Annotated in this window: 17 protein-coding genes; 1 reads left to right on the forward strand and 16 read right to left on the reverse strand. The window is 57.2% G+C overall.

The genetic code is table 11. From position 1 onward, the window contains the following. Positions 1 to 108: 108 nt before the first annotated feature. The 11 genes from MJA45_RS21345 to MJA45_RS21395 form a co-directional block, all read right to left on the reverse strand. The gene (locus MJA45_RS21345) at positions 109 to 1635 is read right to left on the reverse strand and encodes an extracellular solute-binding protein (protein ID WP_315603920.1); all 1527 of its coding nucleotides are present in this window, start codon (positions 1633 to 1635) and stop codon (positions 109 to 111) included. Positions 1636 to 1724: 89 nt separating this feature from the next. Beyond that, complete coding sequence (locus MJA45_RS21350; RefSeq protein ID WP_315603921.1) at positions 1725 to 2585, reverse strand: carbohydrate ABC transporter permease; 861 nt, start codon at positions 2583 to 2585, stop codon at positions 1725 to 1727. After that, entirely contained in the window at positions 2579 to 3481 is a 903-nt protein-coding gene (locus MJA45_RS21355; RefSeq protein ID WP_315608073.1) for an ABC transporter permease, read from the reverse strand. Before MJA45_RS21355 ends, MJA45_RS21350 begins: the two co-directional genes overlap by 7 nt. A gap of 234 nt (positions 3482 to 3715) precedes the next feature. Beyond that, complete coding sequence (locus tag MJA45_RS21360) at positions 3716 to 5497, reverse strand: cache domain-containing sensor histidine kinase (RefSeq protein ID WP_315603922.1); 1782 nt, start codon at positions 5495 to 5497, stop codon at positions 3716 to 3718. Positions 5498 to 5503: 6 nt separating this feature from the next. Next, positions 5504 to 7051: a response regulator transcription factor gene (locus tag MJA45_RS21365; RefSeq protein ID WP_315603923.1), complete on the reverse strand. Its 1548-nt coding sequence runs from the start codon at positions 7049 to 7051 to the stop codon at positions 5504 to 5506. Positions 7052 to 7355: 304 nt separating this feature from the next. Then, positions 7356 to 7715, reverse strand: a complete 360-nt coding sequence (locus MJA45_RS21370) for a Rieske (2Fe-2S) protein (RefSeq protein ID WP_315603924.1) — start codon at positions 7713 to 7715, stop codon at positions 7356 to 7358. Then, entirely contained in the window at positions 7706 to 8803 is a 1098-nt protein-coding gene (locus tag MJA45_RS21375; protein WP_315603925.1) for an amidohydrolase family protein, read from the reverse strand. The genes MJA45_RS21370 and MJA45_RS21375 overlap by 10 nt, the downstream gene beginning before the upstream one ends. A 33-nt stretch (positions 8804 to 8836) precedes the next feature. After that, a complete protein-coding gene (locus MJA45_RS21380) occupies positions 8837 to 10381 on the reverse strand; it encodes an extracellular solute-binding protein (RefSeq protein ID WP_315608074.1) in 1545 nt (514 codons plus the stop codon). Between the two features lie 118 nt (positions 10382 to 10499). Further along, a complete protein-coding gene (locus MJA45_RS21385) occupies positions 10500 to 11360 on the reverse strand; it encodes a carbohydrate ABC transporter permease (RefSeq protein WP_315603926.1) in 861 nt (286 codons plus the stop codon). A gap of 15 nt (positions 11361 to 11375) precedes the next feature. Next, entirely contained in the window at positions 11376 to 12263 is an 888-nt protein-coding gene (locus MJA45_RS21390; protein ID WP_407083169.1) for an ABC transporter permease, read from the reverse strand. Positions 12264 to 12528: 265 nt separating this feature from the next. Beyond that, positions 12529 to 14826, reverse strand: coding sequence for a helix-turn-helix domain-containing protein (locus MJA45_RS21395; protein ID WP_315603927.1), 2298 nt, complete (start codon positions 14824 to 14826; stop codon positions 12529 to 12531). Between the two features lie 523 nt (positions 14827 to 15349). On the opposite strand from MJA45_RS21395, the gene MJA45_RS21400 reads away from it, so the two are divergent. Then, entirely contained in the window at positions 15350 to 15601 is a 252-nt protein-coding gene (locus MJA45_RS21400; RefSeq protein WP_315603928.1) for a hypothetical protein, read from the forward strand. A gap of 144 nt (positions 15602 to 15745) precedes the next feature. Here MJA45_RS21400 and MJA45_RS21405 read toward each other — a convergent pair whose 3' ends face one another. The 5 genes from MJA45_RS21405 to MJA45_RS21425 form a co-directional block, all read right to left on the reverse strand. Then, positions 15746 to 15937, reverse strand: coding sequence for a hypothetical protein (locus MJA45_RS21405; protein ID WP_315603929.1), 192 nt, complete (start codon positions 15935 to 15937; stop codon positions 15746 to 15748). A 35-nt stretch (positions 15938 to 15972) separates the two neighbouring features. Continuing rightward, positions 15973 to 16677, reverse strand: coding sequence for a gamma-glutamyl-gamma-aminobutyrate hydrolase family protein (locus MJA45_RS21410; RefSeq protein ID WP_315603930.1), 705 nt, complete (start codon positions 16675 to 16677; stop codon positions 15973 to 15975). A gap of 274 nt (positions 16678 to 16951) precedes the next feature. After that, positions 16952 to 19459, reverse strand: a complete 2508-nt coding sequence (locus tag MJA45_RS21415; protein ID WP_315603931.1) for a beta-mannosidase — start codon at positions 19457 to 19459, stop codon at positions 16952 to 16954. Between the two features lie 36 nt (positions 19460 to 19495). Further along, positions 19496 to 21064, reverse strand: a complete 1569-nt coding sequence (locus MJA45_RS21420) for a helix-turn-helix domain-containing protein (protein ID WP_315603932.1) — start codon at positions 21062 to 21064, stop codon at positions 19496 to 19498. Continuing rightward, positions 21042 to 22844, reverse strand: coding sequence for a sensor histidine kinase (locus tag MJA45_RS21425; protein WP_315603933.1), 1803 nt, complete (start codon positions 22842 to 22844; stop codon positions 21042 to 21044). The genes MJA45_RS21420 and MJA45_RS21425 overlap by 23 nt, the downstream gene beginning before the upstream one ends. Positions 22845 to 22865 lie beyond the last annotated feature (21 nt).

A 22865-nucleotide genomic window follows, 5' to 3' on the forward strand; every position in this document is an offset into this window, starting at 1 on the left:
TGGGATATGCTACCATTTTAATGCAAATGGGACTTTTTAACTAGATCTTTCCCAAAAGAAAAACAGGCCTTTCGGCCTGCCTCCCTTTCCCTACTGACTCCGGAATCCTTATTTGCCGTAGCCCAGCTCGTTCAGCTGTTTCATGGCCGAATCCAGATAAGGCTTGAAGTTCATCGACGTTTCCAGTGTTTTGAGGAAGGCATCGTATTCCGTCAGAGGCCTTTTGCCATAGACGAATTTGACGATCTCCTCCTCGATAAACCGGCTCGCGTCCGCCGGGTTGTAGCCTTCGGGCGCCATCACGAAGCCTCCCAGCGTTTTGATCCGGGGCTGGTTGTTCGCGAACTCGATGAACTTGGCCTGCGGAGCAAATTTCACCTTCAGGTAGTCCATTTCCGGCCGGCCCGTGAACTGATAGAGCCAGGTGAAGCTGGCTTCCTTGCCCATGAGCTCCGTCGGAACCACTTTCCCGTCCGTTTCGTTATAATGCTTGCCCTTCACCCCGAACTGGACAAGCTTGGAGCCGGTCTCCTTATCCGAGACATAGTTAAGCAGGTCGAGCACCCGCTGAAGCTTCTCCTTATCCTTCTCCAGCGATTTCGGGATGGCATAGATGCCGGAGCTGCCGCCGATGTCGTAAGCCCCGTCGTTCTGGCCCCCGGGTCCCTTCGGAGGAGCCAGCTGAATCCAGTCGGCATTCGGGTTCACCTTCTTGATCTGGTCCGCAAACTGCTCCTTGGTAATGTTCGGCCAGTCGATCCAGATGACTCCCGCCTGCCCCTTGATCGCCTTCTCCTGGTGCTGCAGCCCCGTGTTGGCCATAATCTCCGGATCGACCGCTCCCGAGGCGATCAGCTTGTTAATAAAGCCAAGGGCATCCTTCATCGCCGGATCGTACAGCGAATTGACGACCTTGCCGTCCTTCACATAGAACGTATTGGGTTCCCCGACCCCGTAAGCGCCAAAGATGGGGTAGAAGGCGCCCAGCTTGCCGCCCGTCAGACCGATCGTATCCTTCTTGCCGTTGCCGTCGGGATCCTGTTCGGCGAACGCTTTGATCACCGTCAGAAATTCATCGGTAGTCTTAGGCGGCTGCAGCCCGAGCTTATCGAGCCAGTCCTTGCGAATCCAGTACGTATTGTACGGGATATTCGGCGCCTTCGAGATGGCGTAAATTTTGCCGTCAATGGTCGTCTTCTTCAGGCTCTCCTCCCCGATGAAGGCTTTCGTCTTGGCCAGCTTATCCATATAAGGGGTCAGGTCGAGAAGAAGCCCCTGCTGGGCGTACTGCTTCAGCGCGGACCGGTCGGTCACCTGGAACAGATCCGGAAAATTGCCGGACGCCATGCGCACGTTAAGCTGGTTCTTGTAGTCATCGCCGGAGGCGTACACCGTCAGATTCAAATCCGTCTTCAAGGCCTTATCGATCTCCTGCTTGACGAAGTCCTTGTCCGGAGAAGGCAGGTTGTTCCCCGTCTCGATGATTTCGAGCTTGATGACTTTGTTCGGATCCCCGGCCGGAGACGAGCTTGCCCCTTCCGCGGGCTTCTCCCCGCTACCCGAACCGCAGGCGGACAGCAGGCTTCCCGCCGCCAGCACGGCGGTAAGTACGGCGGACATTTTACGGTAATGCATCCTAACCAACCCCTTCTTCTTATAAATGAGCGAAGCGTTATAACGGTATAGGAACCGGATCCCCGCCGCTTCCGGCGGACGGGCCGGGCTTACCCTTTGATGGAGCCGAGCAGCATGCCCTTCGTGAAATGCTTCTGGAGAAACGGATAGACGATGATGATCGGCAGACTTGCCATGACGACGGAGGCCATCTGCAGCGTTTCGGTCGGCGTCATGTTCTCGACATTCTCGAGCGGGGCCTGGGTCTGAACGAGCAGCTCCCGGACGATAACCTGCAGCGGAAACAGGCTGCGGTCGGTTACGTACATAATGGCCTGGAAGAATTCATTCCAGTGGCCGACGGCGTAGAACAAGCCTATTGTCATGGTGACGGGCAGCGACAGGGGGAGCACCATCTGCCAGAGGATGCGGAACTCCCGGGCTCCGTCCATCCGGGCGGATTCGAACAGCTCCTCGGGAAGGCTTTCGAAGAAGCTTTTCATGATGAGCACGTTAAAGCTCCACACGAGATTGGGCAGGATGAGCGCCCAGGTGGAATTCAGGAGGCCGACGGACTTGACGACCAGGTACGTCGGGATAATCCCGCCTCCGAACAGCAGCGTGAAGACGACCAGGAACAGAAACAGGCTTCGGCCCGGAAGCACCTTCCGGCTGAGCGGATACGCCATGAGCACGGTAACCGCCAGATTGAGCGCCGTCCCCACTACGGTGATGTAGATCGTGACCCAGAACGCCCGGGGGAGATTCGATTCGGTCAGCAGCTTATGATAGGCGTCGAACGTAATCGATCGCGGGATAAGGATAAAGCCCCCGTTTTTCAGCACTTCGCTAAAAGGCGTCAGCGAGACGGACAGCACGTACAGCAGCGGAAAGACCGCCGCCGCTCCGCACAGGACCAGAATGGCGATAACGATTCCATGAAACAGACGGTCTTCGATTCCCCTTACCATATCCCTTCCCCCCATCGTTTGGCGATCCGGTTCGAGGCAAGCACCAGGATCAGCCCGATCCCCGCTTTGAACAAGCCGACGGCGGCCGCGAGACTGAAGTTAAGCTGCTGGAGCCCCGTACGGAACACCCAGGTGTCGATAATATCGGCCACCGGATAAACCTGAATGTTGTACATGATGTAGATCTGCTCGAAGCCGGCATCCAGCATATGCCCCAAGCGGAGAATAAGCAGCATGACGATCACGTTCCGGATGCCGGGCAGGGTAATGTGCCAGATCATGCGCAGCCGGTTCGCTCCGTCCACCCGCGAAGCCTCGTACAGCGTCGGATCGATGCCCGCCATAGCCGCCAGGTAGATGATGGCTCCCCAGCCGAGGTTCTGCCAGATTTCCGACCCCACCAGGATGGAGCGGAAATACGAGGTGGAGGTCAGGAAAGCCACGGTATCTCCCCCCGCGTCCTTGATCCAGTAGTTGACCAGCCCGGAATTTTGCGAGAGCAGGGCAAGCAGAATGCCGTAGATGATCACCCATGACAGAAAATGCGGCATGTACGTCAGCGTCTGGATGAGAGACTTGAACCATTTGATCCGGCATTCGTTCAAAAGAAGAGCCATGGCAATGGGAGGAACGACCCCGAAGGCCAGCTTGTAGAGGCTGATCAGAAAGGTATTGGTAAGCAGCTGACCGAAGTAAGGCGATTGAAAAAATTGCAGAAAATGCTTGTTCCACGGATCCGCCCACGGGCTTCCCAGGATGCCGTCGTTGATGTTGAAATTTTTGAAGGCGATCACGACTCCGTACATCGGCACATATTTGAACACGATATAGTACAAGACCCCGGGCAGCAGCATGAGATAAAAGGCCCGGTATAGCCAGATGCGCCTGGCCAGCATAAGAAGCAGGGGAACCTTATGGGGAATCCGCCGGGCGGATACGGCAGTAGGCTGCTCCATGCGCGTAACACCTCTTTCTTTTGGGATGGTAGATGGCCGACCCTCTTCCTCGTTCTTCGCGGCGTATCCGCAGTATAGCAAAGTTGGAAGCGCATACAATATACTCAAAGCTTGCGAATCTGTACGAAAATTCCGAAACTTTAAAATCAGAACGACGAAAAACAGCCTCCCTTCTCAGGAGGCAGGCTGTTTCCGGGATTCAGCGGCCGGGCTTTCCGCGGGAATGGTGATGCTTACGACCGTACCGCACCCTTTGACGCTTCCGATGCGAAGTCCGTAAGGGGCACCGTAGTGCAAACGGAGCCGGTCATGCACGTTCGCCATCCCGATTCCGGTAAACCGTTCCTTCGAGGCTCTTCCCGTCCGTTCCGTCAGCACCCGGGCAAGCCTCTCCGGCTCTATGCCCACTCCGTTATCCCGAATAAGGAACCTCAGCCTCCCCCGCCGGACCGATGCTCGAAGCGTAATGCGGCCATTAGGCGTCTGCGTATTGGGCACAATGCCATGGAAGATGGCATTCTCCACGATCGGCTGCAGGGTCAGCTTCAGAATCGGGGAGGACAGGACATCCGGGTCAATTTCGGAGACGAATTCGAACTTTTCCCCATATCTTGTTTTCTGAATCTGCATGTACTGGTGAAGGCCGGCCAGCTCCTCTTCCACCGTGACGAACTCGGACGATTTATCGAAGGAGAAGGAGAGAACGCCCACCAGGGAGCGGATGGTTTCCTTCACCTCCTCGGTCCGGTGCTGCCGGGCCAGGCTGCCGATGCAGGCCAGCGTATTGTACAGAAAATGCGGGGCGATCTGGCTTTGGAGCATCTTCAGCTCCAGCTCCTTCTTCCGTTCCTCCATCTGCTTCGTCTCGAGCAGGAGATTGCGGACGCGCTCCATCATCGCATTGTAGCTTTGGGTCAGCCGGCCGATTTCGTCCCCCCGGGTTACGGTGATGTTAGGCACGACCTCCATGTCTCTCACCCGGTCCATCTTGGCCGCGAGCACCCGGATCGGACGCGTCATGTACCGGGACATCGTGAACGTAATAAACAGCAGCACCCCGATCCATATCAGCGCGATCGTCTGGTAATTGCTGTAGAGCTTGCCCGTGCTCTGGTAGAAATATTGCTCCTTGATGAACACGTAAAGCGACCAGCCGAGCCGGTTCTGGCGGTAGGTGACCACGGTCATGTCCCCCGCCGGCCCGGTTTCCTCCGAATAACCGGCAGACCTCTCCGCCAATTTGCTTACGAAGGCATCCGGCAGCTCGGGGCTGTAGGTCCGCGGCTTATGGGGGAGGATCTCGCTTTCCTGGTCAAAGGTGACCACCGCCCCTTTGTCGGAGAGCACCACGAAGGTTTGGTAGCTGTCCGCCGTGAGCTCGGCGATTTTGCGGTTCAGCTTGTCCATATCGAGCTCGATAACGGCTACGCCTACGGCCTCCCCCTGCTTATCACGGATGGACCGGAAGATGGCGACGGTACGGCCGGAGAGCGGAGACACGTAGGGCTGGGAGATGATTGTCCCCCAATTCTGACGCCCCATCTCCTCATGCTCCTTCAATTTCGGATTCCCGATAATGTCATAGGTAAGCTGGGAGTCGCAGAAGACCAGGCCATCCGGACGCAGAAGATACAGGTGCTTCACCAGGGTGCTGTTGCTCTCGGTAAGGCTCCGTAAATATTTCTCGATGGACGCGGTGTTTCCGGTGGACAGCAAAGACGTGCTCTCGGACAGCAACTGAAGAATATTCTGGCTGTTATCGAGATAGGTATCGAGAAACTGGTTGGTGCGGCCGGACAGTTTCCATGCATCCGTCAGCATCTGCTCCTTGAACAAGGCGGCGGCACGTGTGTAATTGTTGTAGGCCAGCAGCCCCAGCATGGCTGAGGTTACCAGAAACAGAAACAGGAACTGCCGGGTGGCCAGGCTCCAGTTCCGGTAGGGTTGCAGCTTCATTCGGTCTCACCCTTTTTTGAATTCGGTTGGGGAAACGCCCGTCCATTCGCGGAACATGGAAGTGAAATAACGGTAGCTCGGAATGCCGACGGCTTCGGCAATCTCGTATACCCTCATCGTTGTGGTCTGGAGAAGCTCGGCGGCTTTCTCCATTCTTTTGCGGGTCATGTAATCATGGAAGGTTACGCCTGCCTCCTCCCGGAACAGCCGGCTCAGGTAATAAGGGCTGAGGCCGACCTGGGCCGCCACCAGGCTGAGGGTGACGGGCTTATCCAGATGGGTGTCCAGGTAAGCCATGGCGTCGCTGATCTCCTTCCGCGGCTTACGCCGGGCCTCTCCCGACTCCAGCTCCAGCACAAGCACCGCCGTCAGCTCGTTCAACGTTCTCGCCTGCTGAACAGAACGGCCGGTACCGGACAGCCGCTGCATGCCCGCGGCTTCCTTCAGCCACTCCCTCCGCCACTCGGCCGCAAGCCCCTTCAGCATATCCGGGGGGAGCCGGTGCCTCGCCGCCCACCGCGGAAAATCGCTGCGGAGGCAGTCGATCAGCTTCTCCCGGTTCCAGCTCGTCTTGCGGAGCCTCTCCTCCATCTCCCGGGAAGCCGCTTCGCAGGCTTCCGGAAAAGCCGGCGGCTGCGCGATAAAGACGCGGCTTGCGGGATCATAGAAGGGACCGGCCGGCTCGGCCAGCATCGCCTGGTAGCTCGCGAGGAAGTCTTCGGCCGTCCGGACCGGTTCGCTGACCAACCCGTAGAAGCGTACCGGATCGCCCAGGAAAGGCAGCCTAGCGGCAATCGCATCCTGAAGCGTGGAAGCGAGCTGGTCAAGCCGGCTCCGCAGCTGGGCGGCCGGAAGCGGACCGGCCTGCCCGAACAAGAGCACATACACGCCGTCCCGGGCCGGGATCCAGGTGAACGGAGCGGGGGCCTGCCGCTGCTCCAGCTCCGACAGCTCCTCCTCGGTCTCTCTCTTGACCAGCACGGCGTTGTCGCGTCCCGCTTCCACATGCAGGACCGTTAGGCAGAGGGGAAGCCCTCCCGGATACAGCTCAAGAAGCTGCCTTTCCAGCCCCTGGGTTGGGCTGTCGGCCGAATGAAGCAGCCGGGCAAGCTTCTCCGATTGCGCCCACCTGCGGTCCTCGGCCTCCTTGCGCTGCAGCGACCGGTTCCGGAGCCAGGCTTCCTTTGCCTGCCCCAGCGCCCTTTCGAGATCCGAATCCTCCATCATGACCTTGACCAAATAATCAACGGCTCCGAGCTTTACCGCCTCCCGGGCATAGGCAAACTCGGAATGACAGGTAAGCAGAATGACCTGGGTGTTCGGAAACTCCCGGCGCAGAACCCGGAAGAATTCCAAGCCGTCCATGACCGGCATGGTAATATCCGTCAGGACGATATCCGGCGAGAAGCTCCGGCAGAACCGAAGGGCTTCCTCTCCGTTCTCCGCCTCCCCTATCAGCTCCATGCCGTGCTCCTCCCAAGGAAAAAGCCGGAGCTCCTGCCGAAGGGGAAGCTCATCGTCTACGATCAGCACCGTCCGGACATCCTGGTCCATGGTCCTTCCTCCTTTGCATTTGGGCTTGCCTCTCCACTGAAGAAAGCGCTTACCTTTCATCATACCACAGGAGGCGGGTTCAGGAATATGCACCGGATTTACAAAAATGTTCCAAATTTGCTGCTAATGGAACCTAGAGGGCCAACCTTTCGGGGGTTGCCCCGCATTCCGGAATTCCCGTCGGGAATCGGGTGAAAAGAAAAACAGGCCTTCCGGCCTGTTCTCCCCTTCCTCTTTCCTCCCGCCTCTTACTGGCCGCAGCCCCAATTATTCCGCTCCTTTAAGACTGGATCCAGGTCGCCGCTTACTGGTCTCCCACCCGAACATAGATTCCTTCCTCGTCCGTCTCGACCGGGAACCCCCGCAGCTTGGCATTGCTGCCGGCTGCCAGGTGACGCCCGCTCACCAAATCGAACTCCCAGCCGTGCCAAGGGCAGCGGAGCACCTGATCCTCCATGCCGTACTCATAAGCATATACGGCGGACGGCAGCTTGGTCCCGCGTATGGGACCCGCACATACCGGAGCCGCCGCATGCGGGCAGACGTTGCGCCAAGCGTAATAGACCCCATTCACCTTAAACAGGCCGAGCTCCATTTCTTTTACCTTCACGATGAGCCTGCCGCCGTCGGACAAAGCATCCGGTTCCGCTACCTTTATTCGCATACGGGGGTCGCCCCCTTTCCCTCCGGCTGAGGGAGATGGTACAGCTCCGCCGCATTAAGACCGAGAATACGGCGTCGCATCTCACGGGGCAGGCCGTTCAGCACGATCTTCGGATTATCGAAGTCCCAGTGCGGGTAATCGGACGAGAACATCGCGATCCGCTCCGCCTGCATCATTTCGAAAATCTGCACCAGATGCTCCGGCTTATCCGGCTCCTCGATCGGCTGAGTCGTCAGCCGCACATGCTCCAGAATGTATTCGGACGGCAGTCTCTTGAGCCACGGTGTCGTGTCCCGCAGCGCCTTGTAGTTTTTGTTCATTCTCCACATCAGATGGGGGAGCCAGGAGATCCCTCCTTCGATCGCAACGAATTTCAGCTTCGGGTATTTCTCGAAGACGCCCTCGCACACCAGACTATTGATATGGGCCATAAAATTAGCCGGCAAAATATTGTGCCACTCCATATAGCGTGTCGGATAGCCGGAAGGGGTAGGGGCGCCGGCTATCCCCTTCCCTTCGGTTCCCGGATGTATGGCGACGGGTAACCCGTTCCGTTCGGCCGCCTCATAGATCGGATGGTAAAAGCGGTTGCCGTAAGGCATTCGGGCTCCGCTGCCCATGACGACCTGCACCATATCCGGATGCCGGGCCATCCGGTCGATCTCCTTGGCGGCCTCGGCCGGATCCGAATGATTAATTTGGATGGAGCCCTTGAATTTCGGACTTGCCTTCAGCCACGTATCCGCCAGCCAATCGTTGAAGGCGGCGGCTACGGCCGTGGCGTAATCCGGGTCGGCGTGAAGCGAGAGGCCCTGTTCTCCTCCCCCCGTCAATACGGCAAAGTCGATGGCATTCGGCTCCATATAATGCTTCAGGACAAAACGGGGGTCGCTGCCGGCCGGACCGCCGCTATCGGGAACGGCGTCCTGCCGCAGCACGCCGACAGGCGAATAATACTGGCCGTGGACGCCGATTCCGCTTTCCAGCCACTGCTGGTGCCATACTTTCGGCAAGTACGGCACCAAATCCTTCAGCCGTCCCAGCGTATTATGGACGTCGGCATCGACAATGAATGGGTCCGCCCGCATCCGGATGCCCTCCTTTCGTAAGGTGCCCGCTCTTTATTTGATATTATAGGTGCGCTTATAGGCGGTATTGTACATCTTGAGCAGATCGTCGGCGCCGAGCTTCTTGGCCTGATCCAAAAATTGCTGGAAGGTCGTGTCGTTGATCGGGGTTTTGCCTACAACAAATTCCGTAATTTGCTGCTCCAGATATTTGGTCAGCGGTGTCAGCTTCGACTTCTCGAGATCCAACTCCTCCGTCGTCTTGACCATCGCTTTCGGAGCCGGAATAATGAACGGTTCGTAGCTCTTATTGATCGCCTTGCTCTTGTCGTCCAGGCTTCTCTCCCACGTTTCCCTCGCCAGTGCGTTGTTCAAGGAGATGTTGTCATACCATACGCCAAAGTCCCGCCGCAGCGCGACGTACGGGCTCGCTCCGAACTCCTTCCTATAGGCAGGCTTGCCGTTCTCTACCGTATACGATTTGCCTTCGATGCCGAGAGACAAATAGTTGGTCCCTTCTTCGCTTACGAGGTAATCCAGGAACTTGACGGCTCTTTCCTTGTCCTTGACCTTGGCCGAGATGGCGCGGCCCGACGAGCCCACGACCGGTCTCGAGAACTGGTAAGGCTTGAGGCCGCTTGCTGCGATCTCCGGCAGCGCATCCAGATTGAAATCGGGAGCCGCCCCGGCCTTCTTCGCTTTATCAAGCAGCGGATTTACTTCCGCTTTCCACCAGTAGGTGACAGAAGACTTGCCTTTCAAGAACCGTTCTTCCCATTGGGCGCCGGTGAGCAGGTAAAATTCAGGATCCAGCAGCTTCTCGCTGTACAGCTTGTTCATATAGACGAGCGCGTCTTTGTAGCCCTTCTGGTAGGGGGCGAATTCGTATTGCTCGGCCGTAGGATTTTTGTTGAAAAATCCGGCTATGCCGGTAAACATTTTACCGAAAACGGTATACATCCCCACATCGCTGGTGGCCGGTGTATTGAAGCTGAGCGGATAGCTGTCCGGCTCCTTCGCCTTCAGCGCTTTCAGGAATTGGTAGAATTCATCCAGATTGGCGGGCGCCTTCAGGTTATATTTATCCATCAAATCCTTGCGCGCCATCCAAATATAGTTGAAGCCTTTGCCGGCCGCATCTCCTTCCAGCACGGGCACGTCGTAAAGGCCCCCGTCCGCTCCGGTCGCGAGCGCCTTGGCTTCCGGATACGTGTCGTAAAACTTTTTCAAATTGGGAGCGATGTTCAAATAATCCTTCAGGTTCAGGAACACCTTCTCGGGCCCGTTCTCCCGCGCCTCCTGGTTCGTCGGCTGAATGAAATCGGTTACGGTATTCGTCGCAATCATAATTTGCCGCTTCTCCGTAAGTCCCTCCTGACTGACCACCTGCCAATCCACCTTGACTCCCGTCTTCGCTTCGATTTCCTTGAAAATTTCCCAGTCCGTCTTCACCTTGCCTTCCGGACGATCGTACACGAGCCATGTGAAGGTAATCGGCTTCGCTGAACCCGAATCCGTTCCCTTCCCCTCCGTATTGTCCTTGCCGCTGCAGCCCGCCGCAAGTCCGCCTAGAAGGACGGCTGCCATGGAGACGGCCATTGTTCTTCTCGTTCTGTTCTTCACCTGCGTACCCTCCCGTGAACCAAATTAGATGACTTTTTATAGAAATAGACCCTTGGAGGATCTAGCCTATCGCCGACAATCCCTTCCTGTTGGCCTACCCTTTGATGCCCCCGATCATAGCGCCCTGCACGAAATATTTCTGGACAAACGGGTATACGCACAAAATCGGCACGGTGGCGATCATGATCATGGCGTACTTCAACGTTTCGATGTAAGACGTATTGCCTTCCCCCTGGACGTTGGAGCTCGAAATGATAATGTTGCGGATCACAATTTGCAGCGGATACAAGCTCCGGTCGTTCAAGTAAATAAGAGCGTCGAAGAAGGAATTCCACTGGTTGACGGCCGTGAACAGACCGATCGAAACAAGTACCGGAACCGATAGCGGCAGCACAATGCGGAGGAAGACCTGGAGCGAGCCGCAGCCGTCGATGGTGGCGGCATCCTCGAGCTCCGCCGGAAGCGCCGCGAAGAATGTGCGCATGATGAACAAATACCAGGTGCTGACCAGCGAGGGAAGCACGATCGCCCAGATCGAGTTCAATAAGCCTAAATGCTGCACCACGAGAAAGGTCGGGATCATCCCCCCGCTGAACAACAGCGTGAAGGCGGCCATCAGGAGGATCCATTTGCGCCCGGGCAGCCAGCTTTTGGCCAGCGGATACGCCATGCAGCCGGTTACGAGGAGCGAGAAGAATGTCTGAACCACGGTATAACGGATCGTATTCCAGTAGCTGATCCAAATATCGGGATTGACGACAAGCCGGTTGTACGCTTCCAGGTTGATCGATTTCGGCCACAAGACGACCTGTCCGCTCACCACCATGGCATTATCGCTGATGGAGGCGGAGAACACGTAGACCAGCGGATACACCATGATCACCACAAGCAGCAGCATGAAAACGGTATTGAGAACGTCAAATACCTTGGAGCCTAAGCTTGATTTTATCTTCATGACGGTACCCCTCCCCTACCAAAGGCTTGATTCCGAATATTTGCGGACAATCCGGTTGGCCGTGACGACGAGCAGGAACCCGATCGCCGCTTGGAACAAGCCGACGGCTGTGGCGAAGCTGAAATCGGCGGACAGGATGCCCCGGCGGTACACGAACGTGTTCAGGACGTCTGCTGTCTCGTAGGTCATCGGATTGTAGAGCAGGATGATTTTCTGAAAGCCCGTTTCCATAAAATGTCCCAGCGTCAGCACGAACAGCACGATCATAACCGGATACATGCCGACGAGCGTAACGTGCCGCATTTGCTGAAACCGGTTGGCCCCGTCTATCTTGGCCGCTTCGTACAGAGTCGGATCCACGCCCGCGATCGCCGCCAAATAGAGAATCGTGCCCCAGCCCGCCGTCTGCCAGATTTCCGAGCCGACATAGATGGTACGGAACCACTCCGGCAGCCCGAGGAACAAAATGGGCTCGATCCCGAACCATCCGAGCATGTGATTGATAATTCCGGTCTGCTGGGACAGGAAGGTGACCATAATTCCGGCGATGACGACGGTGGAGAGGAAATGGGGCATATAGCTTACGCTCTGCACGAATCCTTTAAAGGCTCGATTCCGGATTTCGTGAAACAGCAGAGCCAGAAGGATGGGCACCGGGAACCGAAACAGCAGATCGTATACGTTCAGCAATATCGTGTTACGGATGAGCTTCCAGGCATCCGGGGTATTGTAGAAGAAATCCACGAAATGCTTAAAGCCGACAAATTTACTTCCGGTAATGCCGCGCCCGATCGAGAAGTTCTGAAAGGCGATGATAATCCCGTACATCGGCACGTATTTAAAAATCACGTAGTACAGAATGCCGGGAAGCATAAGCAAATACAGAACCTTATGCTTTCTCATCCTATAGAGGACGCGGTGGAACCCTTTTCTGCCCGCGACGGCGGCGGTATGCGTCTTCATTAAATTCGGCTGCTGCATGGACAATGGTCTCCCTCCCTGAACGAGCATGATGCGCCTCAAAAGCTGCCTTGGCCTCCACTATACGAATGACGCTGCCCTTGGTAAAGCATCGTCTTTTCCGCATGTCTCCCTTTTTGCATAACCGAAATCGGTAAGGAGGACGGCTGCGGATGCGAAAAAAATGAGACTTCACAAGAAAGAAGTCTCAGGCTTGATGGATCTCCCGGAATTTGGCGGGGGTGATTCCTTCGTACCGGCGGAAATTGCGGATGAACGAGTTGCGGCCCCAATAGCCGACTTGCCCGGCAATGTCGTCGATTTTCATATCGGTCTGCAGCAAGTAAGTCTTCGATCTATGGATCCGCAGCTTGGCGATATATTCCACGTACTTCTCGCCCACCTCCTCTTTGAACAGGCGGCTGAAATGCCCGACCGACATGTTCATCCTTTCGGCAAAGAGCTCCATGGAAAGCTCCTCATGGTAATGCTCCTGAATATAAGCAAGGATCTCCGCAAACTGCTGCTTCCGGTCGGAAGGCTGAATCGCGCGGAACAGCATGGCATGAATGTCGTGGAAGCAGTGCCGCAGCTCCTCCCAGGTCACACAGCGGGTTAACGAAGCCAAGAGCTCCGAGTAGAAGGAAATATTGAATTCCCCGCGTTCGCTCTCAACGGCGCGTATCCAGGTGTTCAGCATATCCACGCCCATATTCTTCATTTGATGGGCGTTCGTATTATTTCTCATCCCGGCTTCCAGCAATTCGCAGGCGGCCTGAAGCAGACCGTCGTAATCCTTCGCCTTATACCGGTTGAAGATGCGATTTACCTCGTCGACGGACAGGAAGCCGTCCCCGGCCGGGCGTTTGCCGCTTATGCCGCATATTTCCACTCCCGGCACTAAGCTCTTATGCTTGAGCATGGCGGCAGCCTGACGGTAAGAGGAATGAAGCTGCTCAATCCCCTGAACGGTGGTTCCGAGTCCGATCGCCGCCTTATAGTGCGGCTGCTGCAGCAGCTGCTTGATTGTTTCCGCCGTTTCGCGCGCATCAGGAGGCGTCTCGCTGCCGTGGAGAAGCACGCACGCCAGCCGTTCGGCATGGGTAAGACATACCCAGATGGCGCCGGAAGACAGCTTATGTATTTTTTCCTTAAGCTCGGTGAGCATGAAGGATTTGGTTGTTTCGGACAAGGGCTCCGCCGGGTGCGAGTAGAATTGGAATTCGATAACAAGCACCGTTGCGGAAGTGATCGGGCGGTAGCGGAAGTCGATTTCCTTGGCGTAGTAATCGATGGACAGGCTGTCGCGGTATTCCCCAAGCAGGATTTTGCTAATAAAATGCTCTTCGACAATCGGGTACATGCCCCCGACCCTCTGGGAAAGCTCTTTGTTCCTGGAAACGATCGTATGGGAGCATCGTTTGATGACATCGAATTCGTTCCCGCCGTCTTGGATCGGCAAACCGTCGATTCGATGGGCCTCCAAGCCCGTTCTAATCTCCTGAATAGGATGATACAGCCTGCGGCTCAAATAATAGGAAATCAGGGTCCCCGCCACCACGAACAAGCCGAGGAACACGATCGTAAACGTTTGGACCATGCGCGCCGGCTTGAGCAGGGTCTGCATATCGATGATGCTCACATAGGACCAGGAATCGTTAAAGCGGGACTTCCGGTAAGAGAATCCTTTCGTTTGCTGCTTCACCAATAGCTCCTGCTCCCGGCTCGATACCAACATCGGCAGGAATAGGCCGGGCTTCAGCTCCGTGGAGCCGTTATGGATCAGGACGTTGCCGCCCGAATCGAGAAGAGCCGTATCCGTCACCCATTTTCTCGGAATGCCAAGCTGCTCACTGGTCTTGTCCCGGCTCACATTCACGGCCAAATAGACGTCCGGGTCGCTGCTGTTGAACGGATAACTGAGAAGGACGGATAAATTGGAGTGCTCTTGGATGGCGTCCTCCGTGAACGGCGGCTTTTCCATAACGGTATGCGGTCCGGTAAACTGCATGGATTTTTTATCCGTAAAATTCGCCAAATAAGCGGCCCGGTCTTGATCGTCAAGCGGATAATTTTCCTGAAAGTATTCTCGTTTGCTTTTATACGTACGGCCATCGATAATAAGATCCGCTTTGGCAAAATAAAGGAAAGCATTGTAGACGAACCGATGAGACTGCAATTTGGCCAGCTGCCCCATCAACGAATGGATCCCTTCGAGCCTTTGGGTACTATCGCTTGTGCCATCGTTGAGAATGCTCTTGATATTCGAGGTCGAAAGCATGTTCACCATGTCCGATTCCAGTGAGCTAAACAGGCTGTCCGTTTGCTCCGAGTAGCCCTGCATGACGATATTGTTGATATTCTCCGCATCGCTCTCGATTAATTTTACGATGAAAATATTCGTCAATAGGCTCGCGGCTATAACCGGAATGAGGATAAGCGCGAAGTATTTCGTGAAAAATGTCCAGAATAGTCCGGTCCGGTGCGTTCGGATCTTCTTCTCCATGGCGGCCTCCGTTCCCATAATGAATATCAAAGCTTATTCCTATTAACGAAAGATCATTTCACTCCTTACGTTTTTTCTAAACAAATTTGCCTGGAGCGAGAAAAGCAGCGGCCAAAAAAAACGTGAGGTGTTGTTTGGACAGGCGGTACTTATCAGGCCATAGGGACTTATCCCTTTTGGGGCTGACACAAGGTGAGAGATCCGGCTTTGCCGTTGTGGGGCAGGGAGCAACTTTGCAGGGCTTGCTGTCGTTTACAATTGAGGTAAGAGAAGGGAAAGGAGACCCGCCTTGACTCAACGGATCAAGAAAATCGCTTTATGGTTCACCGTGTTTCTTATAGCGGCTGTGGTTACTCAGGGGAAGGCCCTAGCCCCGCTCTCCCCCGGTCCGGTTCCTAAACCGCATTCTGGAGTTCCCCTCGGGAATCGGGTGTCTTTTCCTTATATTCATGAAATTCGGATAGAAAAAAGAACATCCTCCCTTACCGCAAGCTCCCTGATCTGGCAGGAGTCCGGCATTCCCTTGACTAACGCCGAACAGCTGGCCCGGTTTGAAGAGGCCGTGCGAACGGCGGAAATTATGATAGGACAACCGAAAGCGATCGCTCCCGATTTCAAGCTGATCCCAGTGGATCGTGTGGGAAAGGAGCTTACGGCTGTCCATCTCTGGACGGGTGGCAGGGGAATACTGGAGGTGAACGATCTTTATTGTACACTGACGGAAGACGGCAAAGCCCTCATCTTAAGCTTGCTTAAGGACGCTGGAGCTTACTAAATGAGGAAACTTGGTGGACCCGGCCTAAAAAAAGACCTGCCATAAGCCAATCGTTCTTGGCTCCGGCAGGTCCCTTTTTTCCTTGCGATCCGTGTGATTCTTGCTGCCCTCGTGCATCAAGGGCGTCCTTCCACCCAGCTTTCCTTAAAAGGAATGCTTATCCTCCCGGCCGGTTTCTTCCGCATCCGCACCGGTTTCCGTACCGGGAAGCCCCCAGTCCGCCTCATGCTGAGGGTTGTTCATGATTTCCACAAGCTGCATGAGATCGCTCTCTTCCCGCTTTCCGTTCTCCGGCTGCCTTTCATCCATGCCGCCTGCAAGCTCTCGATGGTCCATGCCTTTCCCCCTTCTCCTGTTGTTCCGTGCCTCTATTAGCTTTCCCTCGTCTTCTTGTTTCTTGCATCGGAAAAGCAGGCCTTCACAAGACTCTGGAACAATGCGGCGGCATAGCGGTCCCCGCCGGCCATATCCTCCGGGTGCCACTGCACCCCGACGAAGAATGGATCCCCGGGCCGCTCGACTGCCTCCACGATCCCGTCCAGCGCATGGGCCGTTACGTTTAAGCCGGGGGCGGCCCGTCGGACGGCTTGGTGGTGAAAGCTGTTGACCCGGATTTCCAGCGCTCCTAGGATTCCGTGCAGCCGGGACCCCTCCCGGATCCGGACCAGATGGGAGCCGTGGGAACGCGGGGCCTTCTGGGTATGCTGCAGCGCATCGGGACATTGGGAGGGGATATCCTGGAGGAGCGTCCCTCCTAGCGCGGCGTTCATCACCTGGCAGCCCCGGCAAATCCCGAGTACCGGCTTGCCCGCCTGCATGTAAGCGTCCAGCAGCAGGAGCTCGGCCCGGTCCCGGTCCGGCACCACCTCCCCCAGCTTCGGGTGAGGCTCCTCCCCGAAATAGGCGGGGTCCAGGTCCGTTCCGCCGCTCAGGATGAGCCCGTCGGTCCGCTTTTCCAACTCCGCCGCTTCTCCCGCGTCCTTCGGATAGGGGAGCAGCAGAGGAATCCCTCCCGCCTGCTCCACCGCTTCCGTATACGTTCTCCGGAGAACGTAACGATCCTCTTGTTCATACATGGTCAAGCCGATTACCGGCCTCATAGGCTCCCCCCGCTTTCCCGACTCTTGCGATCCTACAGCGCCTGCCTTTCGGTATCTCCTCACAGCTTATTCAGGCAGGCGTCCTTCCGCTAATCCGCATCTCGCAAGTAAGCCTTGATTGTCTGGGAGAAGCTTTCCCCGTCCATCTCCCTTTTTCCTTCTCCTCACTCAAAAAAACCCCGCCGATAAAGGCGGGGCTTACAGTAGACAGGCTCCTTTTCCGGAGGCTTGTCCGTTAAAGGCATCGAAGCTATTCGTTTAGGGCCGAAACCATAAGCTTATCCAGCGGCACCGGATTTCCCGCCGCATCCGTGACAGAGACCGTCCGGGTTTCCCCCGGCAGCAGGTCGAAGAAATTGTCGCTGAAGCGGACGTTTCCTTGAGGAAGCTCCAGCTTCACCATCCGCGCGAGGACGCTGTCCGCCGTGATACGCACCGTTCCGTCCTCCCCGCCTTTCTCCACCTTCAGGACGGCCGCCGGCAGGCGCAGGTCCTTCGGATCCCGGAGGAAGTACCGGTTGGCCGGGGCCTCCCAGCCTTCGGCCATCAGCTCGACGACGACCTCCTCCGCCGGCCTGCCGTTCAGTACCTCCGCCTCCGGCAGGCGCCCGAGCTCGACGGCCCCGTTCGCCGGCACCTTCGCCGCAAGCCGGAAGGACGAAACCTCCGCTCCCCGGAAATCATAAACGGTGAGCCGGACTTGTCCTTCATAGGCCTGAAGGGTGTCGTTGACCACCCAAACGGCGAGCTCCCCTCCCGGCTCATGGTCGAGCGAGAGCAGCAGCGGATGATAGAAATTCCGAGCGTAATGATAGGAAGCTTTGGGCAGCAGCTCATAGTCGATCATCGACCAGCTTGTTCCGGGCCAGCTGTCGTTAAGCTGCCAGACAAGCGCTCCGCTCGTCCGTTCCTTATGGCGGCGGTAATGCTCGATGCCGTATTTCAGTCCCTCCGCCTGGGTCAGCATGGAGAAGTTCATGTACTCCTCGATATCCTTCGGAACACCGGTGAAGCCTTCCATGAGCAGAATGCCCTTCTGGTGGTTCGTGTCCTTGTTGCGGTACGCCATCTCGGCGCTGTTCCAGTAGAATTCGCCCTCAGGAATGTTTTTCTCCAGCGTGTACCGGTTGGCGGAGGCATGCATGCCGAACTCGCTGCTGAAGAGGGTGAAATCTTTCTTGTAGTTTTTGAAGGTCACGCCCTCCACGCTGTACTCGAGAAGCGGCGGCTCCCCGAATTTCCGCGGGTAGACGGAGCCGTGCCACACCTGCCAGTTATGGCGGTCCCCCTCCTGGGGATCGTTGGCGTCATTTCCGCCGTAAGGCGAGGAAGGCCAGTAAGCCCGGCTGTCGTCCAGCTCCTCCAGCACCTCGGGAATAAGCTCGTGGTAGATGGCCTCGCCGTAGAAGGGGCAGGTGAGGTCTCCGCCCGCCGTCTTCATGTCATAGAGCCAGTCAATCTCGTTGTTGCCGCACCAGAGCGCGAGCGAGGCATGGTTGCGCAGCCTCTTGACGTTGTAGACGACTTCCTGGCGGACATTTTCCATGAAATCGCGGTTGAAATCCGGGAACAACGCATTCGCGAAGGCAAAATCCTGCCACACGAGCACTCCCTGCCGGTCGCATTCCTCAAAGAAGATGTCCTTCTCATAGATGCCGCCGGCCCATACCCGGAGCATGTTCATGTTCGCCTCCACGGAGAGGGTGATGAGATCTCGGTAGCGGTCATCGGGAGCCGCGCCGATAAAATGATCCACGGGAATCCAGTTCGCTCCCTTGGCGAACAGCCTCACGCCGTTCAGCACGAAGGCAAACGCCTTCCGTCCCTGCTCATCCTCGAGCTGCAGCTGGATCGTCCGGATGCCGAACGGCTTCCGGTACCGGTCCACCGGCTCCCCATCCGCTTGAAGCGTAACCTCAAGCTCGTACAGATAAGGCTCTCCGAGGTCGTGCGTCCACCACAGCCGGGGATCGGCTACCGTAAGCTCGAGGGAACCGGTTCTCCCGCCCAGCGGGAAGCTCCCCTCCGCCGCCACCCGGCCGTCAGCATCCCACAGCCGTACCGAGGCTTCGAGAGCCGTCCCCCGGCGGATCCGGGCGGCTTCAGCGTCCACCCGAATGACGGCTTCCGTGCCGTTCCTCTGCACCGTCCGGGCAAAGACGCTCTCCAGCTTCGCAAGCCTCTTCCGCTCGATTCGAACCTTTCCCCAAATGCCGGTCGTCACCATCCGCGGCCCCCAGTCCCAGCCGAAATTCATAGCCGCCTTTCGGAGCCAAGGCCGTTCCTTCGTATAGGAGGACCATTGGAACTGTTCCTTCTCCCGGTTGTGCAGGTACAGCGGATCGAAACGGACGGCGATCGTGTTCTTTCCGTTCCGCAGCACCCGGGACACGTCAAAGCGGTGGGCCATCAGCATATTGGCGGTCGTGCCGATTTCGTGGCCGTTGACGAAGACGGCGGCGAACGTATCCAGCCCTTCGAACACAAGCTCGTGCCTTTCTTCCTTGTCCTCTCCAAGCGCATAGTCAAACGTATAACGGTACCACCATTCCTTGCGCTCGATCCAGCGGCTCTTGGCGTCGTTATGCCCGAAATAAGGATCGTCGATCAGCTTTCTCTCGATTAATGCGGAATGAACGTCGCCCGGCACCCGGGCCGTGATCCAGAACCGGTCGTCGAGCCCCGGAGCCGCCGCCTCCACCGGCCGAATGTCTCCCACTTCAGAAGACTGCAGCCTCCATAATCCTGACAATTCCATCGTTGATCTCTCCCATGAAGGCGCTCCACGGCGCCGTTATCGTTCTCTTTGCTGCCCTAAACCGTTACGATCCGGGATGCGGGACTCCCGGTATTCGCTGGGCGTTTGGCCCGTGTATTTCTTGAACAGCTGGCTGAAATATTTGACATCCTCATATCCGACTATTCCCGCCACCTCGCTGATTTTCGCCGGCGAAACAGCCAATATTTCCATCGCCCGGCGGATTTTCTGGCCGGTAACGAAATCTCCGAAGGTTTGGCCGGTTTCTTTCTTGAAGACCTCGCTTAGGTGGCTCGGGTTCAAGTGCACGTGCTTCGCCACCTGCTGAAGCCGGACGTCTCCCCCCAGGTTCTCTTCGATATAAGCCATCGCCCGCTGGACGTGAGACACTTGTCCCTCCGCGAGCCGGCTGTGATAATGCTTCATTAAAGTATAAAGCGACTGGAACAGCTCTTCCTTCGGCGCGGCGCCGCTCGTTCCCGGCAGGGAAGGAGGCATGCTGCCCGTTGCGTCGCGGCCGGTCGCTTCCATCACCCTTTCCAGCCAGCGGTGGGCGGACAGGCCGGCCGAACGGACCGACGCCTCCAGCGATTCGACGGTCATGTCGGGATCCGCGATCCGCTCCTCGACGTACTGCTGCACCCAGGATTTAAGCGCGACGGGATCGTCCTCGAGCAGAATGGACGAGAGCGACAGCTCCTCCGCATGGGAGCAGACCGTCCGTCCGCCTTTCCGGTCCCGGATGTCCGAGGCCTCCACCAGCCTCCTGCCCAGCAGAAGGGGATACCGGAAAGCGCTGACGGCACCTGCGTATGATATCGAAAGCTCGCGCGGACCCTGTACCACTGGGCCCGCTCCCGCGTAAAGCCTGGCCTTAAGAAGGCGCTCGATGCGTCCCATGACCGTCTCCAGATTACCTCCCCCATCCTGGCGGATCACCGCCGCCACCCGGTCCGGCTCGACCAGGGTTTCCGCGTTCAAGGAATCCTTCAGCGTATTCTCCACGGCAAAAAGGAGCAGGGAACGCGATGAGGGTGTTTTCCCCCAGCCTTCCGCCCCGAAAAGAACAACCTGGAGCGGGGACGATTCTCCCCTCTCCCGAAACAGGCCGGGCAAGTCGTCGGAAATCGCTCCCCATTCCACGCCTTCCGTAGAGCCGGAAAACAGCCTCTCCAGCAGCCGGTTCCGGGCTTCCGTGCTTCGGAAGCGGTCCTGGCTGTGGGCCGCCCATTTGGACTCGATGCGGGCCTTCGCCCTCAGCACCGTCTGGATGATTTCCTCTGGCCGGCTGGTCTTCAGAATATAATCGCTGACCTCCTGCCGGATCGCCTGCTGCATATAGGTAAAGTCATCATAGCCCGACAGGATGATCACCTCCGTATCGGGGAAGAGGCGCTTGGTTTCCTTTGCGAGATGCAGCCCTGTTTGGCCCGTCATGCGGATGTCGGTCAGCACAATGTTCGGCCTCTCCTCCGGCAGCCGGCTTAAGGCCTCCTCCGCGGAAGCGGCGGGTTCAAGCAGGGTGAGCCCCAGCTCCTCCCAGTTAATGACACGGGCAAGGCCCGTACGGATAATCACCTCGTCATCCACGATCATGATTCTCATGACGCACCTCCTCTCGGATGGGAATGCTAAACGCGACGCGGGTGCCCGCGCCAGGCCGGCTTTCGATCTTCAGCCCCGCCTCCGGCCCGTAATGCAGCAGAAGCCGTTCATGAACATTCCTCAGCCCGTAGCTCCCTTCGAGCGATAACGGCAGCTCTTCCTCGGGGTATCCTTCCGGTGAGCCTGCCTGCTCCAGGCGGGCCCTCAAGGAGCTGACCTGCTCCTCACTCATTCCCACTCCATCGTCCAGGACGAGAAAGGCCATCCGGCTCTGCTTCCTCTCGACCATCACGGTAATCGTCCCCCGTCCTTCCTTCCTCTGAACCCCGTGGAGCATGGCGTTCTCAACGAGCGGCTGCAGCAGCAGCTTGAGCATGATCTTCTCCGTTAAGTCCGGATCCACCGAGCAGTCGACCGTAAACTTGTCCGGGAACCGGATGGACTGGACCTGCGCATAGTTGCGGATATGGGCGATTTCCTGGTGAACCGGGCAATAGTCCTTTCCTTTGTTCAGACTGAACCGCAGAAAATCGCTCAAGGCACCCACCATATCCGCAATCCTCTTCTCCTCGTTCATCAAGGCGATCCAGTGAATGGAGGACAGGGTGTTATACAGAAAATGCGGGTTGATCTGCGCCTGAAGAGCCCGGAGGTCCGCTTCCTTCTTGCGCGTTTCGTTGCGGATCAGCTCTTTCTTCAGCATTTCGATATGCCGGCCGAGTCGGTTGTAGCTCTCCGCAAGGCGGCCGATCTCATCCGGGGAGCCCGCCGGATAACGCGGAAGCGGTTCGTTCGGGTCCACCTTCGATAGAAGCCGGGTCAGCGTCTGCAGCGGATTCGTCACCCGCCGGACGAGGAAGAGGACGAGTCCCGCAGCGGCGATAACTGCCAGGGCGACCGCGGCAGCCGTAAGCGTTACGATATAGCGGCTGGACGCGCTGTACAGCTCATAGGGAATCAGGCCGACCAGCGTCCAGCCAACCATAGGCTCCTTGTAGTACAGGACGGTTTTCTTATCCGGCCCGCTGCCGTAGGTCACCGCGCCTGACACCTTGCCGGTTAGCGAGGAAGAAAGACCGGGAAACAGGGCGTCCAAGGGATGGGACACCCGGCTTTCGTCCGCAGCCGACACGACCAATCCCTTGTCATTGACCAGCATGACACTTCCTTGCCCATCACCTAGCTGCGGCTCGTTCCAGAGCCGGATAAGGGCCTGTTCGTTTAAGGTGATGGAGATCGACCCCAAATCCGTGTAAGTGCCGATCCCCCGCATCGGCCGGATAAAGGAAAGGACCGTGTGGCTTCCGGAGTAATTCACGATCCGGTACGGATCGGTCCAGCGTTTGCCCGTCAACCGCTGGATATCCGCGATGCGGGTCAGGTCCGATTCATAAATAGTAGCCGTGGAGAGCGGAGCTTTGGTCCCTGACGGATAAAGGGTAATGGCCGTCAGGTAGTCCTTGTAGCCGGCCAGGTTGGTCATAAGCCCGAGAACGCGGTCCCGTTCCACCGGATCCTCCCCGGGCTTGGCCAAATACTGCTGAATGTCCCGCTGGCCGATCATAAAAAGCGACATGTTCTCCACATCGCTCAGAATGAACTTTAATTTGGCTTCCATTTGATGCAGGGTATCGATTCCGGCCTGCTTCGTTTTTGCCTCCGCCGCCCTCGAGGAGGTGACATAAGAGAATCCCCCCAGAAACAATAGGGGGATTAGGATCGAAACGAGCAGCAGGAAGGACAGCCGGCGCCGCAGGGAACCTGCCAGCCAACGCCACATGATGTCCTCCCCCTTCCTTTT

Source organism: Paenibacillus aurantius (genome assembly GCF_032268605.1).
Classification (GTDB): Bacteria; Bacillota; Bacilli; order Paenibacillales; family NBRC-103111; genus Paenibacillus_AO; species Paenibacillus_AO aurantius.

Bases quoted from the DNA above. Each gene is read 5' to 3' on its own strand.
- MJA45_RS21355 (WP_315608073.1), bottom strand. From the start codon at position 3,481: ATGCTGGCCAGGCGCATCTGGCTATACCGGGCCTTTTATCTCATGCTG.
- MJA45_RS21395 (WP_315603927.1), bottom strand. From the start codon at position 14,826: ATGGAGAAGAAGATCCGAACGCACCGGACCGGACTATTCTGGACATTT.
- MJA45_RS21385 (WP_315603926.1), bottom strand. From the start codon at position 11,360: ATGAAGATAAAATCAAGCTTAGGCTCCAAGGTATTTGACGTTCTCAAT.
- MJA45_RS21425 (WP_315603933.1), bottom strand. From the start codon at position 22,844: ATGTGGCGTTGGCTGGCAGGTTCCCTGCGGCGCCGGCTGTCCTTCCTG.
- MJA45_RS21415 (WP_315603931.1), bottom strand. From the start codon at position 19,459: ATGGAATTGTCAGGATTATGGAGGCTGCAGTCTTCTGAAGTGGGAGAC.
- MJA45_RS21420 (WP_315603932.1), bottom strand. From the start codon at position 21,064: ATGAGAATCATGATCGTGGATGACGAGGTGATTATCCGTACGGGCCTT.
- MJA45_RS21345 (WP_315603920.1), bottom strand. From the start codon at position 1,635: ATGCATTACCGTAAAATGTCCGCCGTACTTACCGCCGTGCTGGCGGCG.
- MJA45_RS21390 (WP_407083169.1), bottom strand. From the start codon at position 12,263: ATGAGAAAGCATAAGGTTCTGTATTTGCTTATGCTTCCCGGCATTCTG.
- MJA45_RS21350 (WP_315603921.1), bottom strand. From the start codon at position 2,585: ATGGTAAGGGGAATCGAAGACCGTCTGTTTCATGGAATCGTTATCGCC.
- MJA45_RS21380 (WP_315608074.1), bottom strand. From the start codon at position 10,381: ATGGCCGTCTCCATGGCAGCCGTCCTTCTAGGCGGACTTGCGGCGGGC.
- MJA45_RS21405 (WP_315603929.1), bottom strand. From the start codon at position 15,937: ATGGACCATCGAGAGCTTGCAGGCGGCATGGATGAAAGGCAGCCGGAG.
- MJA45_RS21370 (WP_315603924.1), bottom strand. From the start codon at position 7,715: ATGCGAATAAAGGTAGCGGAACCGGATGCTTTGTCCGACGGCGGCAGG.
- MJA45_RS21410 (WP_315603930.1), bottom strand. From the start codon at position 16,677: ATGTATGAACAAGAGGATCGTTACGTTCTCCGGAGAACGTATACGGAA.
- MJA45_RS21365 (WP_315603923.1), bottom strand. From the start codon at position 7,051: ATGGACCAGGATGTCCGGACGGTGCTGATCGTAGACGATGAGCTTCCC.
- MJA45_RS21375 (WP_315603925.1), bottom strand. From the start codon at position 8,803: ATGCGGGCGGACCCATTCATTGTCGATGCCGACGTCCATAATACGCTG.
- MJA45_RS21360 (WP_315603922.1), bottom strand. From the start codon at position 5,497: ATGAAGCTGCAACCCTACCGGAACTGGAGCCTGGCCACCCGGCAGTTC.